17 protein-coding genes are annotated in these 22,088 nt (G+C 28.4%); 6 read left to right on the top strand and 11 right to left on the bottom strand.

Annotated features, from left to right (window positions below):
- The first annotated feature begins 38 nt into the window (after positions 1-38).
- Complete coding sequence (locus tag DAD81_RS17135) at positions 39-2,165, top strand: S9 family peptidase (protein ID WP_111709528.1); 2,127 nt, start codon at positions 39-41, stop codon at positions 2,163-2,165.
- 143 nt (positions 2,166-2,308) lie between these two features.
- Positions 2,309-3,097 (top strand): aldose epimerase family protein, encoded by a 789-nt coding sequence (locus DAD81_RS17130; protein ID WP_245949337.1) that lies wholly within the window; start codon positions 2,309-2,311, stop codon positions 3,095-3,097.
- Positions 3,098-3,201: 104 nt separating this feature from the next.
- Here DAD81_RS17130 and DAD81_RS17125 read toward each other — a convergent pair whose 3' ends face one another.
- The 9 genes from DAD81_RS17125 to DAD81_RS17085 form a co-directional block, all read right to left on the bottom strand.
- Positions 3,202-4,953: a response regulator gene (locus tag DAD81_RS17125; RefSeq protein WP_111709527.1), complete on the bottom strand. Its 1,752-nt coding sequence runs from the start codon at positions 4,951-4,953 to the stop codon at positions 3,202-3,204.
- Positions 4,954-4,962: 9 nt separating this feature from the next.
- Positions 4,963-5,358, bottom strand: coding sequence for a response regulator (locus DAD81_RS17120; RefSeq protein ID WP_111709526.1), 396 nt, complete (start codon positions 5,356-5,358; stop codon positions 4,963-4,965).
- Positions 5,359-5,367: 9 nt separating this feature from the next.
- The gene (locus DAD81_RS17115; RefSeq protein WP_179950069.1) at positions 5,368-6,990 is read right to left on the bottom strand and encodes a sensor histidine kinase; all 1,623 of its coding nucleotides are present in this window, start codon (positions 6,988-6,990) and stop codon (positions 5,368-5,370) included.
- A gap of 170 nt (positions 6,991-7,160) precedes the next feature.
- Positions 7,161-7,634, bottom strand: a complete 474-nt coding sequence (locus DAD81_RS17110) for a hypothetical protein (RefSeq protein WP_111709524.1) — start codon at positions 7,632-7,634, stop codon at positions 7,161-7,163.
- 39 nt (positions 7,635-7,673) lie between these two features.
- Positions 7,674-9,995 carry a TonB-dependent receptor plug domain-containing protein gene (locus tag DAD81_RS17105; RefSeq protein WP_111709523.1) on the bottom strand — a complete coding sequence of 774 codons (2,322 nt, stop codon included), beginning with the start codon at positions 9,993-9,995 and terminating at the stop codon, positions 7,674-7,676.
- Positions 9,996-10,044: 49 nt separating this feature from the next.
- A complete protein-coding gene (locus tag DAD81_RS21150; protein WP_157961170.1) occupies positions 10,045-12,372 on the bottom strand; it encodes a TonB-dependent receptor plug domain-containing protein in 2,328 nt (775 codons plus the stop codon).
- A gap of 6 nt (positions 12,373-12,378) precedes the next feature.
- Entirely contained in the window at positions 12,379-12,918 is a 540-nt protein-coding gene (locus DAD81_RS17095) for a YfiR family protein (RefSeq protein ID WP_111709522.1), read from the bottom strand.
- Between the two features lie 394 nt (positions 12,919-13,312).
- Positions 13,313-15,808, bottom strand: coding sequence for an ABC transporter permease (locus DAD81_RS17090; RefSeq protein ID WP_111709577.1), 2,496 nt, complete (start codon positions 15,806-15,808; stop codon positions 13,313-13,315).
- A 37-nt stretch (positions 15,809-15,845) separates the two neighbouring features.
- Positions 15,846-16,541, bottom strand: coding sequence for an ABC transporter ATP-binding protein (locus DAD81_RS17085; protein WP_111709521.1), 696 nt, complete (start codon positions 16,539-16,541; stop codon positions 15,846-15,848).
- Between the two features lie 31 nt (positions 16,542-16,572).
- Between DAD81_RS17085 and DAD81_RS17080 the strand changes: the two genes are divergently transcribed.
- Positions 16,573-17,319, top strand: coding sequence for an arylesterase (locus tag DAD81_RS17080; protein ID WP_111709520.1), 747 nt, complete (start codon positions 16,573-16,575; stop codon positions 17,317-17,319).
- Between the two features lie 35 nt (positions 17,320-17,354).
- Here DAD81_RS17080 and DAD81_RS17075 read toward each other — a convergent pair whose 3' ends face one another.
- Positions 17,355-18,959, bottom strand: coding sequence for an ABC transporter substrate-binding protein (locus DAD81_RS17075; protein WP_111709519.1), 1,605 nt, complete (start codon positions 18,957-18,959; stop codon positions 17,355-17,357).
- The gene (locus DAD81_RS17070) at positions 18,943-19,260 is read right to left on the bottom strand and encodes an antibiotic biosynthesis monooxygenase family protein (protein ID WP_111709518.1); all 318 of its coding nucleotides are present in this window, start codon (positions 19,258-19,260) and stop codon (positions 18,943-18,945) included. The genes DAD81_RS17075 and DAD81_RS17070 overlap by 17 nt, the downstream gene beginning before the upstream one ends.
- A gap of 48 nt (positions 19,261-19,308) precedes the next feature.
- Between DAD81_RS17070 and mtaB the strand changes: the two genes are divergently transcribed.
- Genes mtaB through DAD81_RS17055 form a run of 3 tightly spaced genes read left to right on the top strand, consistent with a single transcriptional unit; the run spans position 19,309 to position 21,961 of the window.
- Positions 19,309-20,643, top strand: a complete 1,335-nt coding sequence (mtaB, locus tag DAD81_RS17065) for a tRNA (N(6)-L-threonylcarbamoyladenosine(37)-C(2))-methylthiotransferase MtaB (RefSeq protein WP_111709517.1) — start codon at positions 19,309-19,311, stop codon at positions 20,641-20,643.
- Between the two features lie 15 nt (positions 20,644-20,658).
- Positions 20,659-21,306 carry a MarC family protein gene (locus tag DAD81_RS17060; protein ID WP_111709516.1) on the top strand — a complete coding sequence of 216 codons (648 nt, stop codon included), beginning with the start codon at positions 20,659-20,661 and terminating at the stop codon, positions 21,304-21,306.
- Positions 21,299-21,961: an alpha/beta hydrolase gene (locus tag DAD81_RS17055; protein ID WP_111709515.1), complete on the top strand. Its 663-nt coding sequence runs from the start codon at positions 21,299-21,301 to the stop codon at positions 21,959-21,961. Before DAD81_RS17060 ends, DAD81_RS17055 begins: the two co-directional genes overlap by 8 nt.
- Positions 21,962-22,088 lie beyond the last annotated feature (127 nt).

Genomic DNA, 22,088 nt, shown 5'->3' with positions numbered 1-22,088 from the left:
TTTCTTAATTTTATAAATTGAACTTATAATTTTAAATAATGAAAAAAATATTGACATTTCTATTTATTAGTGTATTATTTTTAGGATACTCTCAACAAAAAGAACTAACAATTGACGATGCCGTTTTGGGCTATTATAAAGGCTTGTATCCTTCTTCAATTTACAACAGACATTGGGTTAAGAATTCAAATACCTATGTATATCAAAAAGAAAACGAATTAATTTTTACAGATGCCAAAAAAAATTCTAAAATTAAAACTATTTCTCTTGAAACACTAAATAAAACATATACTACCTTAAAACGTTTTCCAAATTTACAGGATATTTCTACTACTTCTTTTTCTTTTAGAAATGGTAATACTATTGAAGTTTACAACTATATTACCAATACAAAAGAAGCTACAATTAACGTTGATGAAAATGCTCAAAACAACGAGTACAATTCAAACGCTAAATCAATAGCTTATACAATTGATAATAATCTTTATGTTGCCACAAGTTCAAGTGATAAAATAGCAGTAACAGCTATTGATGATGAAAATATAGTCTCTGGACAGGCAATTCACAGAAGTGAATTTGGTATTCATAAAGGAACTTTTTGGAGTCCAAAAGGTAATTTTTTAGCATTTTACCAAAAAGATGAAAGCAATGTAACAAACTATCCTTTAGTTGATATTAACACGTACCCAGCCTCTTTAAAAAATATTAAATACCCAATGGCGGGACAAGGAAGTGAAATTGCTAAAATTGGAATTTTTAATTTAGAAACTAAAAAAACAACCTACTTAAATATTGATACTTCTGATGAGCATTATTTAACAAACCTTTCGTGGACACCTGATGAAAAATTTGTGTTAGTTGCAGAAATAAATAGAGGTCAAAATCATTATTGGTACAACATATACAATATTGAAACTGGTAATAAAGTAAGAACATTATTTGAAGAAACTAGTGATAAATGGACTGAACCAGAACACGACGCCGTATTTTTACCAAACAGCAATTCTAACTTTTTATGGTTTAGCGAGCGTGATGGTTTTATGAACTTATACCAATATACTACCGAAGGAAAACTTGTAAAACAAGTAACTAAATTTAAATGGGTAGTTAAAGATATTTTAGGTTTTGATTCTAAAGTAAAAAATGTATTTATTGCTGGAACAAGTGAAGATGCTAGAGAAAACCATACATATAAAGTTAATTTAAAATCTGGTAAATACACAAAGTTAACTACAAATCCCGGTACTCATAGAACCCAATTAAGCTCAAATGGAAATTACTTAATTGATCAATATAGCAATCTTACAACCCCTAATAACATTAACATTATTGATACTAAAAAGGGCAAATCAACTTCAATTTATTCGTCGGAAAATCCTTTAAAAGAATATGCTTTAGGAACTACAGAATTTGGTAGTTTAAAAGGAGAAGATGGAACTAAATTATATACTAGAATAATTAAACCTGCAAATTTTGATGCTTCAAAAAAATATCCTGTATTAGTTTATGTATATGGAGGTCCTCACGCCCAAATGATTACAAATTCTTGGTTAGGAGGTTCTAATTTATGGATGCAAGCTTTTGCTTCAAAAAATAATTATATAGTATTTACTTTAGATAATAGAGGTTCTGAAAACAGAGGTTTTGCTTTTGAAAGCGTTATTCATCGTAAATTAGGAGATGTTGAAATTACAGACCAACTTACAGGAATTGATTATTTAAAAAGCCTAAACTATGTTGATAATAATAGAATTGCTGTGAACGGATGGAGTTTTGGTGGTTTTATGACAACTAGTTTAATGCTGCGTCATCCAGGTGTATTTACTACTGCAGTTGCTGGTGGACCTGTAATAGATTGGAAATATTATGAAGTTATGTATGGGGAACGTTATATGGATACTCCACAAGAAAACCCTGAAGGCTATAAAAAAGCTAGAGTTTCTAATTATATTAAAAACTTAGACGGAAAATTATTAATTATCCATGGAAGTATAGATCCAACAGTGGTTCCACAACATAGTATGACATTACTACAAGAAGCGGTTAAACAACAAGTACAAATAGATTTTTTCACATACCCAATGCATGAGCATAACGTAAGAGGTTACGATAGAGTTCATTTAATTAAAAAAATGATGGGTTATATTGTTGATAATAATAACTAGAATTACTCTATTAAATTTTGAGTAAATTTAATTCTGTCAATTTAAACTTGTTTCATATTTCTATCATAGGTTCATTTTAAACTTATAAGATTCTGAAACAAGTTTAGATTGATGTTTTTTACTATTAACTTAATCTAAACTAAATGATTTTAATTAGCTCTGATAAAAACTCAATTGTTGAAATTGATAAAGGTGAATTATTAAGTTATATTTTTAATAAAGAAGAACTTATCCACCAAAAAGGCACTGCTGGATGGAGAAATTCTGACACTGAAATGTTCCCTATTATTGGACCTACAAAAGCCAATAAATTTAATGTTGTAACTCCTAAAGGAAATTACAATCAAGATCAACATGGACTTTTAAGAGAGTTGAATTATAAAATTGAAAAGCAAACAGAAAACACCTGTATTTTTCAAAAAAAATATACAGCCTACACAGCTGTTGAAAACTCTAAATATCCAGAAAAATCTGTGGTAAGATTAGTTTCTTGGCCTTATAACTTTACTTTTAAAAAGATTTTCAACTTAAACAACAACTCTTTAAATATAACTTTTGAAGTTATTTCAGAAAAAGGGATGCCTTTTATGTTAGGGTATCACCCTGCTTTTAAATTAAACGGAAATAATTCTGAAATTTGTAACACTGCTAAAGAAAGTATTACACTCCAAGAAATAATTGATAGTGGAGCAAGTGCTTATCCAATATTAAATACCAATGAAATTACTTTAATTAAAGAAAAAGGTTACAATATTAATATTAAAACTAGTGGTTACAATAATTTTATGCTTTGGACAGAAGTACCCAATATGTTATGTATAGAACCAATTACTGCGTACCCTTATGTTGAAGGAAAATTATTATCAAAAGAACTTTTTAACAATTCAAAAGGCTTAGATACTTTTGAAGTATTAATTTCGCCTTTAAAATAATTATAGCATTTATTTAGAAGAAATGTCCTGCTCTTAACAAATTAAAAGCAGTTGTTTATATTTAATAAAGTTTATTTAAATTCAAAAAAATAATTCCAAACTGCTTATAAACTAAAGTATTTTAATATTATAGTTGTTAATTGTTTTTTACTAATAGGCTTAGAAATATAATCATTACATCCAGATTCAAGAGTTTTTTCCTTATCTCCAAATAATGCATATGCAGATTGTGCAATAATTATTACATCCTTATTAAACAGTCTAATTTCTCTTGTAGCATCAAAACCATTCATAACCGGCATTTTAATATCCATTAAAACTAAATCTATATCTAAATTATTTTTACAGATTTCTACTGCTTCTTTTCCATTGCCCGCCAAAAGAGTATTTTTACTAAAAGATTCTAATATTATTGATAAATACTGCTTTGCACTTTCATCATCTTCAACAATTAATATTTTTAGTTTATTATTTAAATTTAAACTAGAATTACTAATTAAAACCTCTTTTTTAACTATTAAATTTACGGGACAATACGGAATTGTAAAATAGAAAATAGATCCTTTTCCTTCTTCACTTTCCACCCATATTTTACCGTTCATCATTTCAACATATGCCTTTGTAATTGAGAGGCCTAAGCCAGCTCCTTGCATAGCATTTTTATCTTCAATATCTGCTTGCACAAATAAATCAAAAATAGCTTGCTGACGATCCTTTGGTATTCCAATACCCGTATCTCTTACATAAAATTCTAGCAGATTAGAATCACTTTCCTTATTTAAATTGTACCCAAATTCTATACACCCATAATCGGTATATTTAATAGTATTCTTAATAAGATTAATAAGAATAGCATCTAATTTTCCGCCATCAGTTTTAATAACAGCTTGTTCATTAGATAATGTTTTCTTGCAAAAAAATTCTAGTTTCTTTTTTTCTGTTTCTGTTTTAAAAAAAGTATATAAATAGTCTATCTTATTATTAACATTTATTTCTAAATCTAGTGATTTAACTATCCCAGCTTCTATTTTAGAAATATCAATTATTTCATTTATTATGTTTAGTAAACGTTCTCCACTTTTTTTAATAATTTCAAGATATTTCTGCTGCTTTTCTTTTAAAAGTAATGGTTCTTTCAGAAGTTCGGTAAAGCCCAATATCCCACTCATAGGAGTCCTAATTTCATGTGACATATTTGCTAGAAAGGCAGATTTTAACCTCTCACTTTCTTGAGCTTTATCCTTTTCCATTGTTAGCTCCAAAGTTCTTTCTTCAACAAGGTTTTCAAGGTGATTTCTATAATTTTCTAATTCTTCATTCTGAATAGTAATCTCTTTCTGCTTTTCTAAAAGTAAGCTATTTTTATTTTTTAGTTCCTGAGTACGTAATTGAACTTTATTTTCTAAAGAAGAACTTAACTCAGTTAATTCTTTATTTTGAATTTTAATTTGATTTTCTTGATGGTAACTTTTTACAGCTTGATTAACTGTTAAAATAAGGTCGTTAGTATGCCAAGGTTTAGAAATATATCTATATAAATCAGCGTAATTTATTGAGTTCGCAATTCCTTCAACAGTAGCTTGCCCGGTTAATAATATGTTTAAAGTACTTGGTGATTTTTCATGAAGCTCGGTTAAAAACTCATCTCCTTTCATTATAGGCATGGCGTAATCTGCTATTACTACTAGAATCTCGTAATTTAATTCTATCAAACTTTCTATAGCTTCTAAAGCTTCAATTCCTGATTCAGCCGTTTCAATAATATAATCATTTCCAATAGCATTTTTCAGCTCGGTTTTTAAACTATTTAAAACAATTTTTTCATCATCAACACAAAATATTACCCCCTTTTTCATATTTATAGTTTAAATTAATAGCATTCCAGAATCAATACAAGAAATCAGTTCAGATACTAACCAAGGTTTTTGAATACATTTATATAAATTCCCTTCAGTTTCTACTTTTTTAATTGATTCCAAATCTGCCTGACCTGTTAACATTATTTTTAACGAATTTGGATATTTACCATGAACTTTTATTAGAAATTCATCTCCTTTAATTACCGGCATAAGCCAATCGCTAATTATTATAAGTTTCTGAGGTTGATCCATCATTATTTCATCAATAATATCAAAAGCCTCTAGAGCACTTTCTGCAGTTTCATACAAAAATGAATTACCATAATTTTCTTTTAACTGAGCTTTAATACTATTTAATATTATTTTTTCATCATCAACACATAAAATTACAGTTTTTTCCATGCTACGCTATTATGGTTTTATTTGATTTTCTAACTTTTTATTTATTGGCAAGTAAATACTAAAAGTTGTTTTTCCTGGCCTACTCTCTACTTTAATTTTTCCTTGATGTTTTTCAATAATCCGTTTGGAAATATCTAATCCTATACCCGTTCCTTCTCCAGTTGGTTTTGTACTAAAAAAGGGATCAAATATTTTATCAATTTCTTCTGGAGGAATACCTTTTCCGCTATCTGTAATTGAAACTACTACATACTCCTTTTCTGTATATGCTTTAATATCTAATTTACCTTTAAGATCCATAGCATATATAGCATTATGAAGTATATTTGTCCATACCTGATTTAGTTCATCAAAATAACAATATATTTTCGGTATTTCTTCATATTTTTTAGAGACTTCAATACCTTGTTTAATCTGATTATTATATAACGTTAACACATTTTCAACTCCTTCAATAATATCTGCTAATATCAACTCTTCATAATTATTAATTCTTGATGAATTTTTAAGTGCAAATACAACTTTTGAAGCTCTATCAGCAGCAAATTCAATATTTTCAGTACTTCTTTGCAGACTGGTAATTTTATATGCAATATCAATAATTTTCTCCGAATCTTTATTTTTTAAAAGATCTAAATATTTTTCAACATTATCAACCAACAACATATCAACAAAAGTATCGGCAAATGAATATGCATTTTCAATATTATGTTTTTCAAGTATTTTAGTAATATTTTTTTTAAAAACTCGCTCTTCTTTTGAGGTTAATGAATGCTTACTTTTAAGAGAATTATCCATTAAAATGAAAAATTCTTTTTTTAATTTTTCAGGTAATTCGTTAATAAATATAGGATATTCTTTTAACACAAATATTAAGGTATTTTTAATATTACCTATTGATGAGCGAATAGCTCCAAGAGGTGTGTTTATTTCGTGTGCTACCCCTGCAATTAATTGACCAAGCGCTGCTAATTTTTCAGAATTAATAAGCTTCTCTTGCGTTTGTTTTAAATCTCCTAAGGTTTGTGTTAGCTCATTTGTTCTCAATTTTAAGGCCTCTTCTCTCTCATATATTTGCGCTAACATTTTATTGTATTCATCAACTAAAATACCTATTTCATCATTTCCTTTCTTTTGAACTCTTACCTGATAATTTCCTTCTTTAGAAATTTCTTTTGTTGCCTTTGTTAAATTTAAAATAGGCTCTGAAAGTACTCTTTGTAGCCAAAGAGCAAGAATGTAATTAACTATAAGTAAAGAAATAAGAAGCAAAAACATTGTTAATAAATAATCCTTAATTTTTAATGACAGTTGCTCCGTGGAAACTCTTAAATAAATTTTACCGGCTAACTTATTTTCATAATAAATAGGATGAGAAACACTTAAATAATCATTTTCAAATTTATTCCAAGGTGTATTGATTTCTGAATTTTCAATTGGAGTTTTTTCTCCATTTTTATAAAATTGTGCAAAAATTTCATTTTTATCATTATAAACAATTCCAACTTTAACAGAAGGAATAATTTCTAATTTATCCAATGTTTCAACTGCATTTTCTGAAGAATTAAATAAAAGAGGTACTGCACAATAATCTCCAATAAGAGTTGCATTAATTATTGTGTTATTTTTCATATCCTCCTTATAATTTGCAATATTGCTAAATATTACATAAGTAAAACCTATCAAAAGAGAAAGTAATGACACCAATTGAATTATCAATATCATTTTAACTTTAATAGATAAGTTTTTAAAAATCATAAGTGAAATATTTATTTAAATTTAGTTCTGTTTTACAAATTATTTTAAACAAATGTTATAGTAACAACATAATTTACACCATCATAAATTGAAGGAATAGTACCAACCATTTTTGTTGTTGTTAATGAATTAAGAGTAATTGTTGATAAACCAATTTCTCCAACAACTGGGTAATTAAAAATTAAAGGATCACTTAAGGTTAATTGAGTTTTATCTGAATTAAAACCCCAAGAGGTTTCAAGAATAATTTGTTCAGAAGAATTCTTTACAACTAAAGTTCCATCACTGCTAAATTTATAAATATAGCTTTTCACCTCTTCTTCATCCAGCATTGTAATATCTGAAATTTCCATTCCTCCCAAACTAATAGAAGGTGTAACAATTTTACTTTGAACCATCCATGACTTATCAGTAAGCATTTCATTTTTTGATTGAGGTTCTGTTGAATCATCATTACTACAAGAAACTAAACTTAATGTGATACAAAAAAGGGTAATTAAAAAGTATTTATTTTTCATAATTAATTGGGGTTTAATATTATTTTAGTTTTTTTATATTTAATATTTCCATTGGCAACCAATTAAAAAAGTAGTACCAATATTATCAGCAAAACCAAATTGTCTTTGTTTGCCTAACATGTTTTTCATGGATATATTTATTGATGTTTTGTTATTAAGATTATAACCAATTTTTGCGTTAATAATTGAGTTAGCTTTAATTGCTGCTGTTTTTTTATGATAAACACCTGTATAATCAGAAATTACATTATCAATAGGCATAGCTTCAAAAACTTGTTTTGAATAAGTATAACTATTTAAATTAATGTTAAACTTATTATTTGGTTTATAATTCAACAAAAATCCACCATAAAATGTTGGTGTAAGTTCATCACTTAATAAAGTCATATTAACATTAGAAAATATAGTAGTGTTTAAAATATTTGTTTCTGGATCAAGTGAGAATTTAGTATCAATTATATCAAATTCAAACTCCGTATTATCATTTAAAAAGGTTTTTTGCAGTGTACCATAAAGTTTAAAATCTAATTTTGAATTAGGACTATAATTCAACATAAAACTTACCCCAAACTGAGAGGATCCATAATCATAATTTTGAAAATTCATACTAGCAAATCCAGATCCTGAAATTGCGTTCTCAACTTCGTTATCTGCATTTAATTGAACTTTGGAATTAATTTTTCTGTATTCAACAGATGCCAGAAGATTGTCTGATTTTTGAAAAAATGCTTCAATATCTAAATTTACTTTAGGGCTTAATTTACTTCTCCAGCTTAATTCTAAACTTGAATTAGTTGGGTATTTTTGATCTCTTTTAGCTTTAATATACTGTTCAACAGGTATATAAACTGGCTCCGTATTTGTTTCTGTTGCCAGTCCATAATAAAAACTCATCTTTGTATTTATAAATGTATCATAAAAAGAAGGAGAACGGTTTGCTCGAGAAATTACAGCTCGTAACAAATTATTTTTATTTAAACGATAAGTGCTTGCCAGTTCAAAATTTACAAAATAGTTTTTATTAATATTAAATTTATCAATACGTAATCCTCCAATCATTCTTAATTTAGATGATAACTTCCAATCAGTAAGTAAAGACCCCGAATAACTAGTAAACTTTCTAGGCTCATCTTTAAATTCATAATTTAGTTTTGAAAGATCAAATACCTCATCATATGTAACTGGGCTATTATAACAACTTCTTTTATAACTCACACCTGGTCTTAAACTTAAGTTTTTATATCTGAATAAATATTCCAAACTAGCATCTAAATTATTAAATTTAAAAGTATTAAAGGAATTTCCTAAAACTTCACCTTTAGAGACATTCCATTGCCCATAAAAATTATTTATTTTAAATTTATTATCAATATAAAAGCTTTCAGAATTGTATTGTGAAAGTGGTGTCGCAAAATTTGAAAACCCAATTTTCTGGCTTTCTGATTTTTGACCTCCAAATGAAAGGTTAAAGTTTGCATTTTCATTAAATTCGTGCGTAAAGAAAATATTAGCCGCTCTTTTTTGTAAACTTTGATCAATATTATATTTACTAGATACGGCTTCACTAAAATCTTCATATTTCCATACTTCATGAGTATTTGGATCCTTTTCAATTTCCAACATCATGTGCATATCTTCTAAATTTGTGTATTTCTGATCCCACCAATTATAGTACATTTTATCAAACCTATCTTGTACTGTAAAATTACCAGTTAATGTTAAACTGGTTTTATTATCCCAGTTATAACCAATATTTGCATTTGCAATTTTAGTGTTAGCATTTCCAATTTTACCAGAAGTAAAAATATTTAATCCTTTTTCTTTTGAATGTGAGGTTATTATATTAATAACTCCTGTTGCTGCATTGGGTCCATATAATGCTGAAGCTGGACCTCTTACAATTTCAATACGTTCAATATCATTAATATCTATTGGTAATGTTTCCCAAAGTGTACCACCTGAATAATAGTCGTAAACAATTCTATTATCAATCATTACAAGAATTGTAGTATTGTATGGTAATGAAACGTAAGCATTTTTGGTAATATCATCAAAACCACGAATTTGCACATCAAAATTCCCTGGAGTGATTTCTCTAACAATTAACCCCTGAGACAAGCGTAATGCTTCCATAATACTTGTAGCACCCGCGTTATCTATATCTTCTCTACTAATAATTGTAACCGATAAAGGGGTTTCAAAAAGATCTTCTGGTTGTTTAGATGCTGTTACCACAACATCAATATTTAAAATCTCATCCAAAGACATATTTTCATAAACATTTTTATCCTGAGCTAATAAGTGACTACTTAGCAAAAGAAGCAATAGGTTTAAAATTAATATGTTTAGTCTGTTTTTCATTAAATATTTAAAACTTTTTCATTTAAATTATAATTATTTTTAATATTTATTATAATTCCCATTTTATACCAATCAGTAATTGTCTTCCAATCTGATCTGCAAAACCATATTCAAGATGATTTCCTAATATATTTTTTATTGTTAAACTTGAGGATGTATTTTTATTTAATTGAAGAAATGCTTTTGCATTTAAAATTATGTTTGCTTTAATATGGTTTTCTATTAAGGCCTCATCAATACTAGTTATGTCATTCAATTTATAATAATTATAGTTTGTAAAAACCTGATTAGAATATACATTTGCATCTGTACAAAAATTCCACTTTTTATTTGGCTTATAATTTAGTAAGAAACCTCCAAAAAATGAAGGTGTTACTTCACTACTCCATTGTACGGGGTTCATTATTGTATTTACCTCTGAAACAAGAATGTTATCTGGGGTAATATCATCAAAATGTATGTTGGTAGTTTCTATACTAATATCTTTTTCCCCTGAATTATTAGTAATCTGATAGGTTCCAAATACATTAGCTCTAAAGGTATTAGAAAACTCATAATTTAAGGTAAATCCAACACCAAATTGATCGGCTTTTAAATCGTAATTTTCAAAAACTGCATCCCCATCAGCACTTAAAGAAATTATAGATTCTGGTTCTCCTAATGCGTTTAGTTGTTGCTCTACTTTAAAATTTCGGTAAATGTTTGTATTCACAAAATTATCCACTTTTGAATAAAACAATTCAACATCTAATTTTAGATTTGAATTTATTTTAGTTCTCCAACCTATTTCTTGATTTATAATAGTTGGGTATTTCAAATCCGCTTGACCTTTTATATTTAAGTTAACAGGAACATTTAAAGAACTTTGTGTATCAGTTGCTGGCTGAATGTATGCTACAGACATTTTAGCATTCATGTAAGAATCTAAGAAAAAAGGCGATTTGTTAGCTTTTGAATATACCGCTCTAATTAAGTTATTTTTATTAATACGATAGGTTGTTGCTAATTCAAAATTAGTAAAACAATTTTTATTAAACTCAAACTTATCATGGCGAATAGCTCCTATCATTCTAAGGTTTGAAATAGGATTCCATTCTGTTAATATAAATGCTGAATAAGAAGAAGTTTCTCTAGGCTCATCCTTAAATTTATAATTAAGTTTGTTAAAATCTAACGGTTCATTATAGGTTAGAGAACTATTATAGGATAAATGTTTAAAACTTATTCCTGGTCTAATACTAAAAGATTTAAACTGCTTAAAATATTCAAGGTTACCTTCAATATTGGTGAATTTATAGGAATTAAATTTGTAATTATTATTATCATGTCCTGAATTCAAATTAAATTGACCACTCAAATTTTTGTGCTTTATTCTTGTATTTAAATAATAGCTTTCTGATTCACTTTGAGACAAAGGAGTTGAAAAGTTTAAAAATCCTGTTTTTTGACTTTGAGATTTTTGAGCTCCCACAGCAACATCTATATTTGAGTTTTCAGAAAAATTATGTAAAAGAAAGATATTTCCTCCTAATTTTCTTAAACTAAGATCTACATCATAATAAGCGCCAAGTGCTTCTTGGTATTCTTTATATTTCCAATCCTCATTGGTGTTTTCATCTTTACCAGGACAAACAAACATGGTTAGATCTTCAATATCTGTATATCCTTTTTTATTAAAATCATAATACTCATCATTAAAACGATAGCGTTCTGTAAAATTACCTGAAAATGAAAGCTTCGTTTTATCATCCCAGTTATATCCAATATTTACACTAGCATTTTTAGCGTAGTTAGTCCCAACTATACTAGTTAATGAAACATTCCTACCTTTTTTATTAGCATGAGATGTTATAATGTTAATTACACCAGTAACAGCATTTGGCCCGTACAATGCTGATGCAGGCCCTCTAACAACTTCAATTCTTTCAACATCAATAATATCAATTGGAAACGTTTCCCAAAATGTTCCACCACTAAAATAACTGTATACAACTCGGTTATCAATCATAACAAGCGTTGTAGTATTATAAGGTAGCGTTACATATGCATTTTTTGTAATGTCATCATACCCCCTAATATGAATATCATAATTTCCTGGGGTTATCTCTCTAACAATTACACCTTGAACAAACCTAAGAGCTTCAGGAATACTGGTAACACCAGATTTTTCAATTTCTTCTTTGCTTATAATAGTTGTAGACAAAGGTGTTTCAAAAAGGTCTTCAGGATGCTTAGATGCTGTTACTACAACATCAATATTTAAAATCTCATCTAAAGTCATATCATTATAAACTTTATTTTCCTGACTTGAAACTTCAGTAAACAACCCGGCACTAATAACCAAAATAAAAACAAATATTTTTCTTTTTAGATTCATAGCTGGTTAATTAAATATTTTGGCTATTCTTAAAATATCGGAGGAGAAAGACTGCCCCTCTTTATCTAAAGAAGTTAGATTAACCAATATCTTTGGCTTATTATTTTGTATTCCAAAACCTAGTGAAATTTCACCTTGCTCAACATATTGAGCACTACCAGTTACTGATAGCACCTTATTAGCTTTACATACCCCAGCATAATCATATATTCCTGACATAAAATAAACAACATTATAGCCAGAAATATTTTGTTTCAGTTCCATTGGATTAATTGCCTTTACAGACATAGAATTACCTAATCCCTTAATAAATTTATCCTTATTTATTTCAGAATTATTATCATATACAACTAACATTTTTATTGTTGTATTTTGTGGTAGATCTGGGTTAAATTTTAAAACTTTAGATAAGAGCGCTGCCTGAATATTTTCAGGTACAAGTGTATTTTGTGATATAACTGAATTACCCCAAAAGAAAAAAAGACATATAAAAACTAATCCCTTAGTAAAAAAAGTAATAGAAAAGGGTGATTTCAAGTCAATCATTATAGTATAAGGTGGGGTTCAAACTTTAACTTTAAAATCAATAATTCCTGCAATTTAATGTTTTTTACATAATAATACTATGATTTTTATCATGTTTCAATATGTTTTTTAACATAAATAAAATCAAATATCCATTTTATTAACATAATTTACAAGGCTATAATTAGTAAATAAAAGTACTATGTAATTGCATTTTTTTGTTTTCAAAAATATTTTTCAAAATATTCCATTGAACTAAAGCAGTTTAATTATTTATATCTTAAACATCTTCAATAACAATAATTAAAAAAAACATATAAAAATACAAGTTATTTAAAAGCCCTTAAAGTTATAATTAAATTGTTTTAATAAATGAAATTTTCGCGGTATTTACATTGGTTGCTAAAAATATTGACTAGCTCTCTTTTCTCAAAACTTCTAGTGGTGGACTTTTTAAAACACTTCTAATATTACTTAAACCAATAATTAGAACCAATATGGTAATTCCTGGTAGAAATACTAAAAAAGGAACAACAGACGGAATAAAAGGTTCTTTAAATAAAAGTGTGGCTAATAATTGACTACTTATTAAAGACAATAAAATACCTAATAAACTTCCTAAAATCCCTAAATAAACATATTCAAGTGCCGTAATTCTTATTATTTGTTTGCTCTTTGCTCCTAATGTTCTTAACAATACGCTTTCCTTAATTCGCTGATATTTACTGTTTTTAACCGAACCTATTAAAACAATAATTCCTGTAAGAATACTAAAGAAAGCCATAAAATTAATAATCCATGAGATTTTATCTAAAATATCTTCAATTATAGTGTACATCTGTCGTAAATCTAATACTGAAATATTTGGAAATTTCTTTACCAAATCTCGCTGTAAGTCTGCAGAATTTACTTCATTTTGCACATTGGTTGTCACTACATTAAATTGTGGCGCATTTTCTAAAACACCTATTGGAAATACCACAGAGAAATTAACTTGCATACGTCCCCAATCTACTTTTCTAATACTTCCAATGCTAGTCTCCATTAAAACTCCTTGTACATTAAAAATTAATTGATCTCCTATTTCTAAATCGGCATCTCTTGCTATATTATCTGAAATAGAAACTAAAATAGATTCGCCCGGTTCTCTTTTTTTTATCCAAACCCCTTCTAATAATTCTTCTGAAACTAATAAAGAGTCTCGATAAGTAACTCTAAACTCATGATTTAAAATCCATTGATTCATTGTTGAAGTACTGTCTTTACGAATGTCATTCACCAATTTATCTTTAATTTGGTACATACGCATAGTTACAATAGGAATGTTATTTATAACCTTTAAACCTTTTGAAATCACCGTATTTACAACCGCTTCATTTTGTTCAGCTTGCACATCCATTAAAATAATATTTGCATTTTCTGAATTATTTTCAACAGATGTTTTAGCTAACAAAATATCTTTTGTAAAATATAATGTGCTAATAAAAAAGGTTCCTAAACCTATGGCTAAAATCAGTACCATGGTCTGATTGTTCGGTCTAAATAAGTTTAACAAACTTTGGCGTTCTGTAAAACCCCAATTACTTGGAAAATATTTTTTAATAACTTTCATAAAAAGGCTTGCCATTCCAGCCATAATAGAAAATGTTATTAAAATCCCAACAGTAAACACCAATCCAAATAAAGCATCTTTTAACAACCAAAATGAAAATAAAAATATAAAAAGTAAAATGGCAGCTAAGGTAAAAAGTCTAGCTTTTCTTGGTTTTACTAAATTTTCATCTGTACCTCTTAACACTTCTAACGGAGAAACGTACCAAGTACCTAACAATGGTAATAATGCAAATAAAACAGACATTAAAACACCCAATAATATTCCCATAATTAATGGCTGTGCTGTTATAGAAATTTGAACATCAAACGGTAAAAAACCTTTTAAAAAATATGGAAAAGCATATTGTAATCCTACCCCAATAGAGGATCCTATAATCCCACCAATCAATCCAATTCCCGCAATTTGAATCAAATAAATTAAGAATGTTTGTTTTCTTGTAGCTCCAATACATTTTAAAACTGCTACATTTTTTAATTTTTCTTTTATATAAATATGAACAGAACTTGCAATACCTACACAACCCAATAAAAGGGCAATAAATGCTGCTAAATTTAAAAATTTACTCACATTATCATAGCGTCTCCCCAAACGTTCACTAGTACTTGTATGTGTATCTAAATCGGCATTTTCATAATCTAAAATAGGATCTATTTTTTTTTCTAAAAGCTCCAAATCCGTTTTAGGTGTAGCTACAAAAAAGTATTGATACTCTTTTCTACTCCCTAATTGCAATAATTCAGTATCATCTATAAAACGAAAAGGAATTAACACTGGAGGTGCTACTGTAGAGGAAACAGCTGTACTACCAGGAACAGATTTTAGTGCTCCTATTATTGGAAATGTTAGCTTCCCTAATTTAATAGAATCTCCTGGTATTAAATTAAATTGTAGCATTAAAGTAGCATCTACCAATGCTCCACCTGATTTTTGATACTGTGAAGAAGCAATAATAGGTTCGGTATCTAAGGTTCCATAAAATGGAAAATCACCTTCAATAGCGCGTACTTTCACTAATTTTGTTCCATCATTTTTAGGAAACGCAGCCATAGAAACGAAATTTACTTCTGAAGCTGCAACATTTAAAGAATCTATAATTGCTTGTACTTTTTTAGAAGGAAGCTGTCTACTGTCTATAATAAAATCGGCACCCATTAAAGCTTTGGACTGATTTTTAATGTTTTGCTTTAAATTTTCACTAAACAATTGAATGGAAACCACCGCTGCAATACCCAAAATTATGGATGCCATAAATAGCATTAATCTAGAAATACTAGCCTTTCCATCTCTCCAAGCCATTTTAAATAGCCATTGCAAAGAAGCTCTTGAAGATAAATTACTCATTAATCTCCATTGTTTTTTCATTAGACATTATTTTACCCCCTTTTAGTCTCAATATTTGTTGTGTTCTATTTGCTAAATCTAAATCGTGCGTAATAATAACTAAGGTTGTTCCTGCTTCTTTATTTAATTGAAAAAGCAATTGAATAACCTTTTCACCTGTTTCTTCATCTAAATTTCCAGTAGGTTCATCAGCAAATAAAATAGAAGGTTTGTTAGAAAAAGCTCTGGCTAATGCTACACGCTGCTGCTCACCACCCGATAATTGTGAAGGATAATGATGAAAACGATCTGCCAATCCTACCTTTTGCAATAACTCCATACCCATCTTAGCTGCATTTTTATTTCCTTGTAACTCTAACGGTACAATTACATTTTCTAGTGCTGTTAGTGTTGGTAATAATTGAAAATTTTGAAAAATAAAACCAACTTTTTTATTACGCAATTGTGCACGTTCATCTTCATTTAAATCTTCTAACTTACTCCCACACAACTCAATAGTTCCATTACTTGGATGATCTAAACCAGCGCACAAACCAAGTAAGGTAGTTTTACCACTTCCAGAAGGCCCTACAATTGAAAAGGTACTTCCCTTTTCAACTTCAAAAGAGATATTGCTTAGCACTGTTAATTTTTTTGAACCACTTGTATATGTTTTCTCAAGTTCATGAATGTTTAATATCTTTGTCATAGTATTCATTTAATAAATATACTGCCTAAAAATGCAAAAACTGAAAATTAAACAATTGATTTTAAATTTTAATTATAGTGGAATGAAGTTTTTCTTAAAGTTTTGTTATTTTTCATTTTTCCTACTTTTTCTAGCATGTGGATCAGACGCTTCTAAAAAGGAAAAAAACACTGAAACAACACCAATTGAAACTGAAGCTAATACTACTAATAGTGCCACAAAAACTATTTTATGTTTTGGTGATAGTTTAACTGCAGGCTATGGACTAAATGATGTAAATGATGGTTTTCCAGCTCTAATTCAAACTAAAATAGACTCACTTTCTTTAGGTTATACCGTTATTAATTCGGGAGTTAGCGGTGAAACAACTGCTGGTGGAAAAAGTAGAATAAACTGGATATTAAATAATCAAAAAATTGATGTTTTTGTCTTAGAATTAGGCGCTAATGATGGTTTAAGAGGTGTTCCTTTAAAAGAAACCCGCGAAAATTTACAAGCAATTATAGATGCTGTTTTAGAAAAAAATTCAGATACTAAAATTATATTGGCAGGAATGCAACTCCCTCCAAATATGGGAAAAGATTATACTACTAAGTTTAAAACTATTTTCCCTGAATTAGCCAAAAAGAATCAGCTTCACTTGATTCCTTTTTTATTAAAAGATGTTGCTGGCATTCCTACATTAAACCAAGCAGATGGAATTCACCCAACGGTTAAAGGGCAAAAGATAGTAGCCAAAAATGTTTGGGCAGTTTTAAAAGAAGTTATAACAATGTAAGTCAAAAAGAAAAGCCTCTAATTAAATTAAAAAAATTATTTCTTTTTCACACTTTTTAAACTTAACATATTAACAGGGTTAATTCCTAAACCTATTATATTTTTTTGTGTAAAACGCACTACTTCATCATAATATAACGGAATTATAGCACCCGAAGACATTACCAAACTATCCATTTTTTGATATAGTTTTCTGCGTTTTAAATTATCATTAATTTTTATTGAAGCTTCATATAAATCATCAAATTCTTTAGAACTGTAATGCACATAATTTGGTCCGTTTGGAGAAAAGTTTTTACTATGAAAAATAAATAAGTAATTTTCAGCATCAGGATAATCGGCAACCCAACTTCCTCTAAAAATACTTAATTTCCCATTTACTTTTGTTTGTCTTAATGTAGAAGGTGGCATCACATCCACATTAACATGCAATCCCGTTTTTCCAACTTCTCTTTGAATGTATTCACACAAATCTAAATATTGGCTATTGGTACTTATGGTTATTGATGGATTTTCATTACCTGTTTCTTTAATATACTCTTGCACCAATTTTTTTGCTTTTTCTGGCTGATAAGTATAACCTTTCATTTCATTAAAACTTGGTAAACCTTTAGGTATAAAACCATTTACAGCGGGTGTTCCAATTCCGTTTCTTAAAAATTTCAACATTTTTACACGATCAAAACCATAATTTATAGCTTTTCTTATTTTTATAGAACTAACTTCTTTCTCTTCAGCATCTAAATAAACACCTAAATATTCGGTATTTAAATACGGACTAGAAATCATATTTATTTTATCTCTATGATGTTCCTTCAACTCTCCTTCTGTGGTTAACAAATCATCTTTATAAGAAGCATCTATACTACTCATAAAATCTAAATTACCTTGTATAAACTGAAGAAATTCACTTTGTTTATCTGGTAAAAAAGTAATAGCAACAGCTTCTAAATACGGTAAGCTATTTCCTTTTTCATCTTTTTCGTAATACAATTCATTTTTTCTAAAGACAAGTTTTGTGTTTTCAACCCATAATTTAAACTTAAAAGGTCCAGTACCTATGGGATTTGCCCTAAAATTGTTACCAAAAAAATCAACTGCTTCTTTAGGAACTACTGAGCAATATTTCATACTCATTAAACTTAAAAAAGGCGGAAAAGATTGCTTTAAATTAATAACAAATGTACTATCGTTTTTAGCTTTAAAATCATCTACAAATTCCAACACCCACTTTCCAGGAGAGGTAACTTTTGGATCAATTAATCGGTTAAAACTATATTCAAAATCTTTAGCTGTAACTATTCTTGTTGAGTCTTTTCCAAATAAGGAATGTTTATGAAAATAAATTCCTTTTTTTAAATAGAATTCATAGGTTTTACCTTCATTAGTAATTTCCCAAGATTTGGCAATATCAGGTTGTACCTCTAATTTATCATCTAATTGAACCAAACCATTAAACAGCTGATTTGTAACCCAAACCGTACGTAAATCTTTTGCAAAAGCGGGATCTAAGGTTGTAATATTTGCATGTTCATTATATCTAAATACTTTTAAATCGCGTTTTTTTGTTTCTTCAGAAGTACAAGAAATAACCAATAAACAACCAATAACCAACAACCAATAATTACTTCTTAAAACCATATTCGTGCTCTACTTTACAAATTCTAAGTTGGTATTTTTTATACCAAAGTTCTTTCCCCATTTTTCTTGCCTCTAAATGCTCTGCATTATTTTTCCATTTTAAAATAGCATCTAAACTTGCCCAATAAGAAACTGTAATTCCAACTTCGTTTCTCGCAGATTCAATTCCTAAATAACCATCTTGTTGCTTTGCTAATTCTTCCATTTTTTCTGCCATTTCCATATAACCTTCATCTATTGAAGTTCTTAAGGTTGAAAAAATTACTGCATAATAAGGTGTATTTGGTGTTTTTGCTAACATACTATCAAAATAAAATTCTGTACTTTTGCACCCGATAAATGTACAAGAATGAGCGCACAAAAAAAAGTGGCATTTTACACACTTGGATGTAAACTTAATTTTTCAGAAACTTCAACAATAGCAAGAAACTTTCAAAATGAAGGTTTTGACCGTGTTGATTTTAATGAAATTGCTGATATATACGTAATTAACACCTGTTCTGTTACAGATAATGCCGATAAACGTTTTAAAACAATTGTTAAAAACGCATTGAAACAAAATGAAAATGCTTTTTTAATTGCTATTGGCTGTTATGCACAACTTAAACCTGAAGAACTTGCCGCTGTTGATGGTGTTGATATGGTTTTAGGTGCTACCGAAAAATTTAAAGTTACTGACTATATAAATGATCTTTCAAAAAATGAAATGGGTGAAGTGCACTCCTGTGAAATTGAAGATGCAGATTTTTATGTTGGTTCCTACTCTATTGGCGATAGAACTCGTGCTTTTCTAAAAGTACAAGATGGTTGTGATTATAAATGTACCTATTGTACAATTCCGTTGGCTAGAGGTATTTCTAGAAGTGATGAATTAAACAACGTTTTAAAAAATGCCAAAGAAATTTCAGAAAAAGGAATTAAAGAAATTGTACTTACTGGTGTAAATATTGGTGATTATGGTAAAGGTGAATTTGGAAACAAAAAACACGAACACACCTTTTTTGAATTGGTTGAAGCTCTAGACAAAGTTGATGGAATTCACCGATTAAGAATTTCTTCTATTGAACCAAACTTACTTAAAAATGAAACGATAGAATTTGTTGCAAACTCTAATAGTTTTGTTCCTCATTTTCATATTCCATTGCAAAGTGGTAGTGATGAATTGTTGAAATTAATGAAACGAAGATATTTAACAGATACATATAATAGTAGAGTTAGCGCCATAAAAAAAGCAATGCCGAATGCTTGTATTGGCGTTGATGTTATTATTGGTTTCCCTGGTGAAACGGATGAATTATTTTTAGAAACATACAACTACTTAAACCAATTAGACATTTCATATTTACACGTATTTACTTATTCTGAAAGACCAAATACAGAAGCTATTGAAATGGAAGGGGTTGTTCCTCAAAAGGTTCGTGCAAAACGCAGTAAAATGTTAAGAGGCCTATCTGTAAAAAAACGAAGAGCATTTTATGAAAGCCAAATAGGAAATAATTTAACTGTTTTATTTGAAAGTGAAAATAAAGAAGGGTTTATACACGGTTTTACGGAAAATTATGTAAAAGTAAAAACACCATGGAATCCGGAATTAGTAAATACTCTGCATTCAATTAAACTTACTGAAATTGATAACGATGGAATTGTACGTTTCGATTGGGTAAAAGTACCTACATTTATATAATAATTTAAAATTGTTTTGACAGATCTTTATACATACGGGCTTTTAGTTTTTACTTCATTTTTTACATTGATAAATCCATTAGGTACAATGCCTATTTTTATGTCAATGACCTCTACGTTAAATAAACAACGCAGAAGACAAACCGCTAAAAAAGCCACTTTAGTTGCCTTTTTCACAATTATAGCATTTGCCTTTTCTGGTCAGATTTTATTTAATTTTTTCGGGATTTCTGTTCATAGTTTTAGAATTGTTGGAGGCGTAATTTTCTTTGCAATGGGTTGGGATATGTTACAAGCTAGACTTGGCTCTATGAAACACACCGATGAAGAAGAAAAAATTGATGCCTATGTTGAAGATATATCAATTACACCATTGGCTATCCCAATGATTTGCGGCCCTGGAGCAATTACCAATGCCATTATTCTTATGGAAGACGCTTCTTCTAATATTATGTTTAAAGCAACATTAATTGGTGTTATTGCAGTTGTTTTATTATTAACCTATATAATTCTTATTGGAGGAAGTAAATTTACAGATAGATTAGGATCTACAGGAAACAAAGTTATGATGCGTTTAATGGGATTAATTGTAATGGTAATTGCTGTTGAATTTTTCTTTAGCGGTCTAAAACCAATTTTATTAGGAATATTAAACAATGGATAAACAACCTATAAATCTATATTTTGTACCAGGATTGGCTGCAAGCTCTAAAATATTTGAATATTTACAATTTCCTGAAAATGAATTTAAAGTGAATTACATAGAATGGTTAATTCCACTTTCAGACAATGAAAAAATAGAAGATTATTCCAAAAGAATGGCCAATCTTGTATTGAAAGAAAACCCAGTACTTATTGGAGTTTCCTTTGGAGGAATTATGGTTCAGGAAATGAGCAAGCATTTAAATGCTAAAAAAATTATTTTAATTTCTAGTGTTAAATGTAGAAGTGAATTACCAAAAAGATTAAAACTCCTTAAAAGAACTTGGTTGTATAAATTATTCCCTTCAAAATCTATAAAAAATATGGAACAATTTTCGTCCTATATTTTTGGTGATTTCGCAAAAAAAAGAGTGGAACTCTATAAAGAGTATTTATCTGTTAGAGATGAAAAATACTTAAACTGGAGTATTTATAATGTTTTGCACTGGAAACAAAAAAATGTTTTAGATAATATTTTTCATATTCACGGATCCGAAGATCATGTGTTTCCAATAAAACATATAAAAAATTGTCATACAATTAATAAAGGAACCCATATAATGATTTTAAATAAAGCAAAAACAATTAGCAAATTAATTGTTGAAGTCCTAAAATAACTGTTAAAAAAGCTTTCTTTTCTTAATCAATACAAATAAATTTGTATCTTAAAACATTAGTTAATTATTTAAACTAAAATTCTTAATTCTCAGGAATTAATACAGCCAATTTAGTTAAATAACTAAA

Origin of the sequence: Lutibacter citreus, assembly GCF_003260195.1 — a bacterium.
In the GTDB taxonomy this organism is placed as follows: Bacteria; Bacteroidota; Bacteroidia; order Flavobacteriales; family Flavobacteriaceae; genus Lutibacter; species Lutibacter citreus.
Note: the sequence above shows the minus strand (reverse complement) of the source record. Positions and strands in the feature narration are given on the sequence as shown.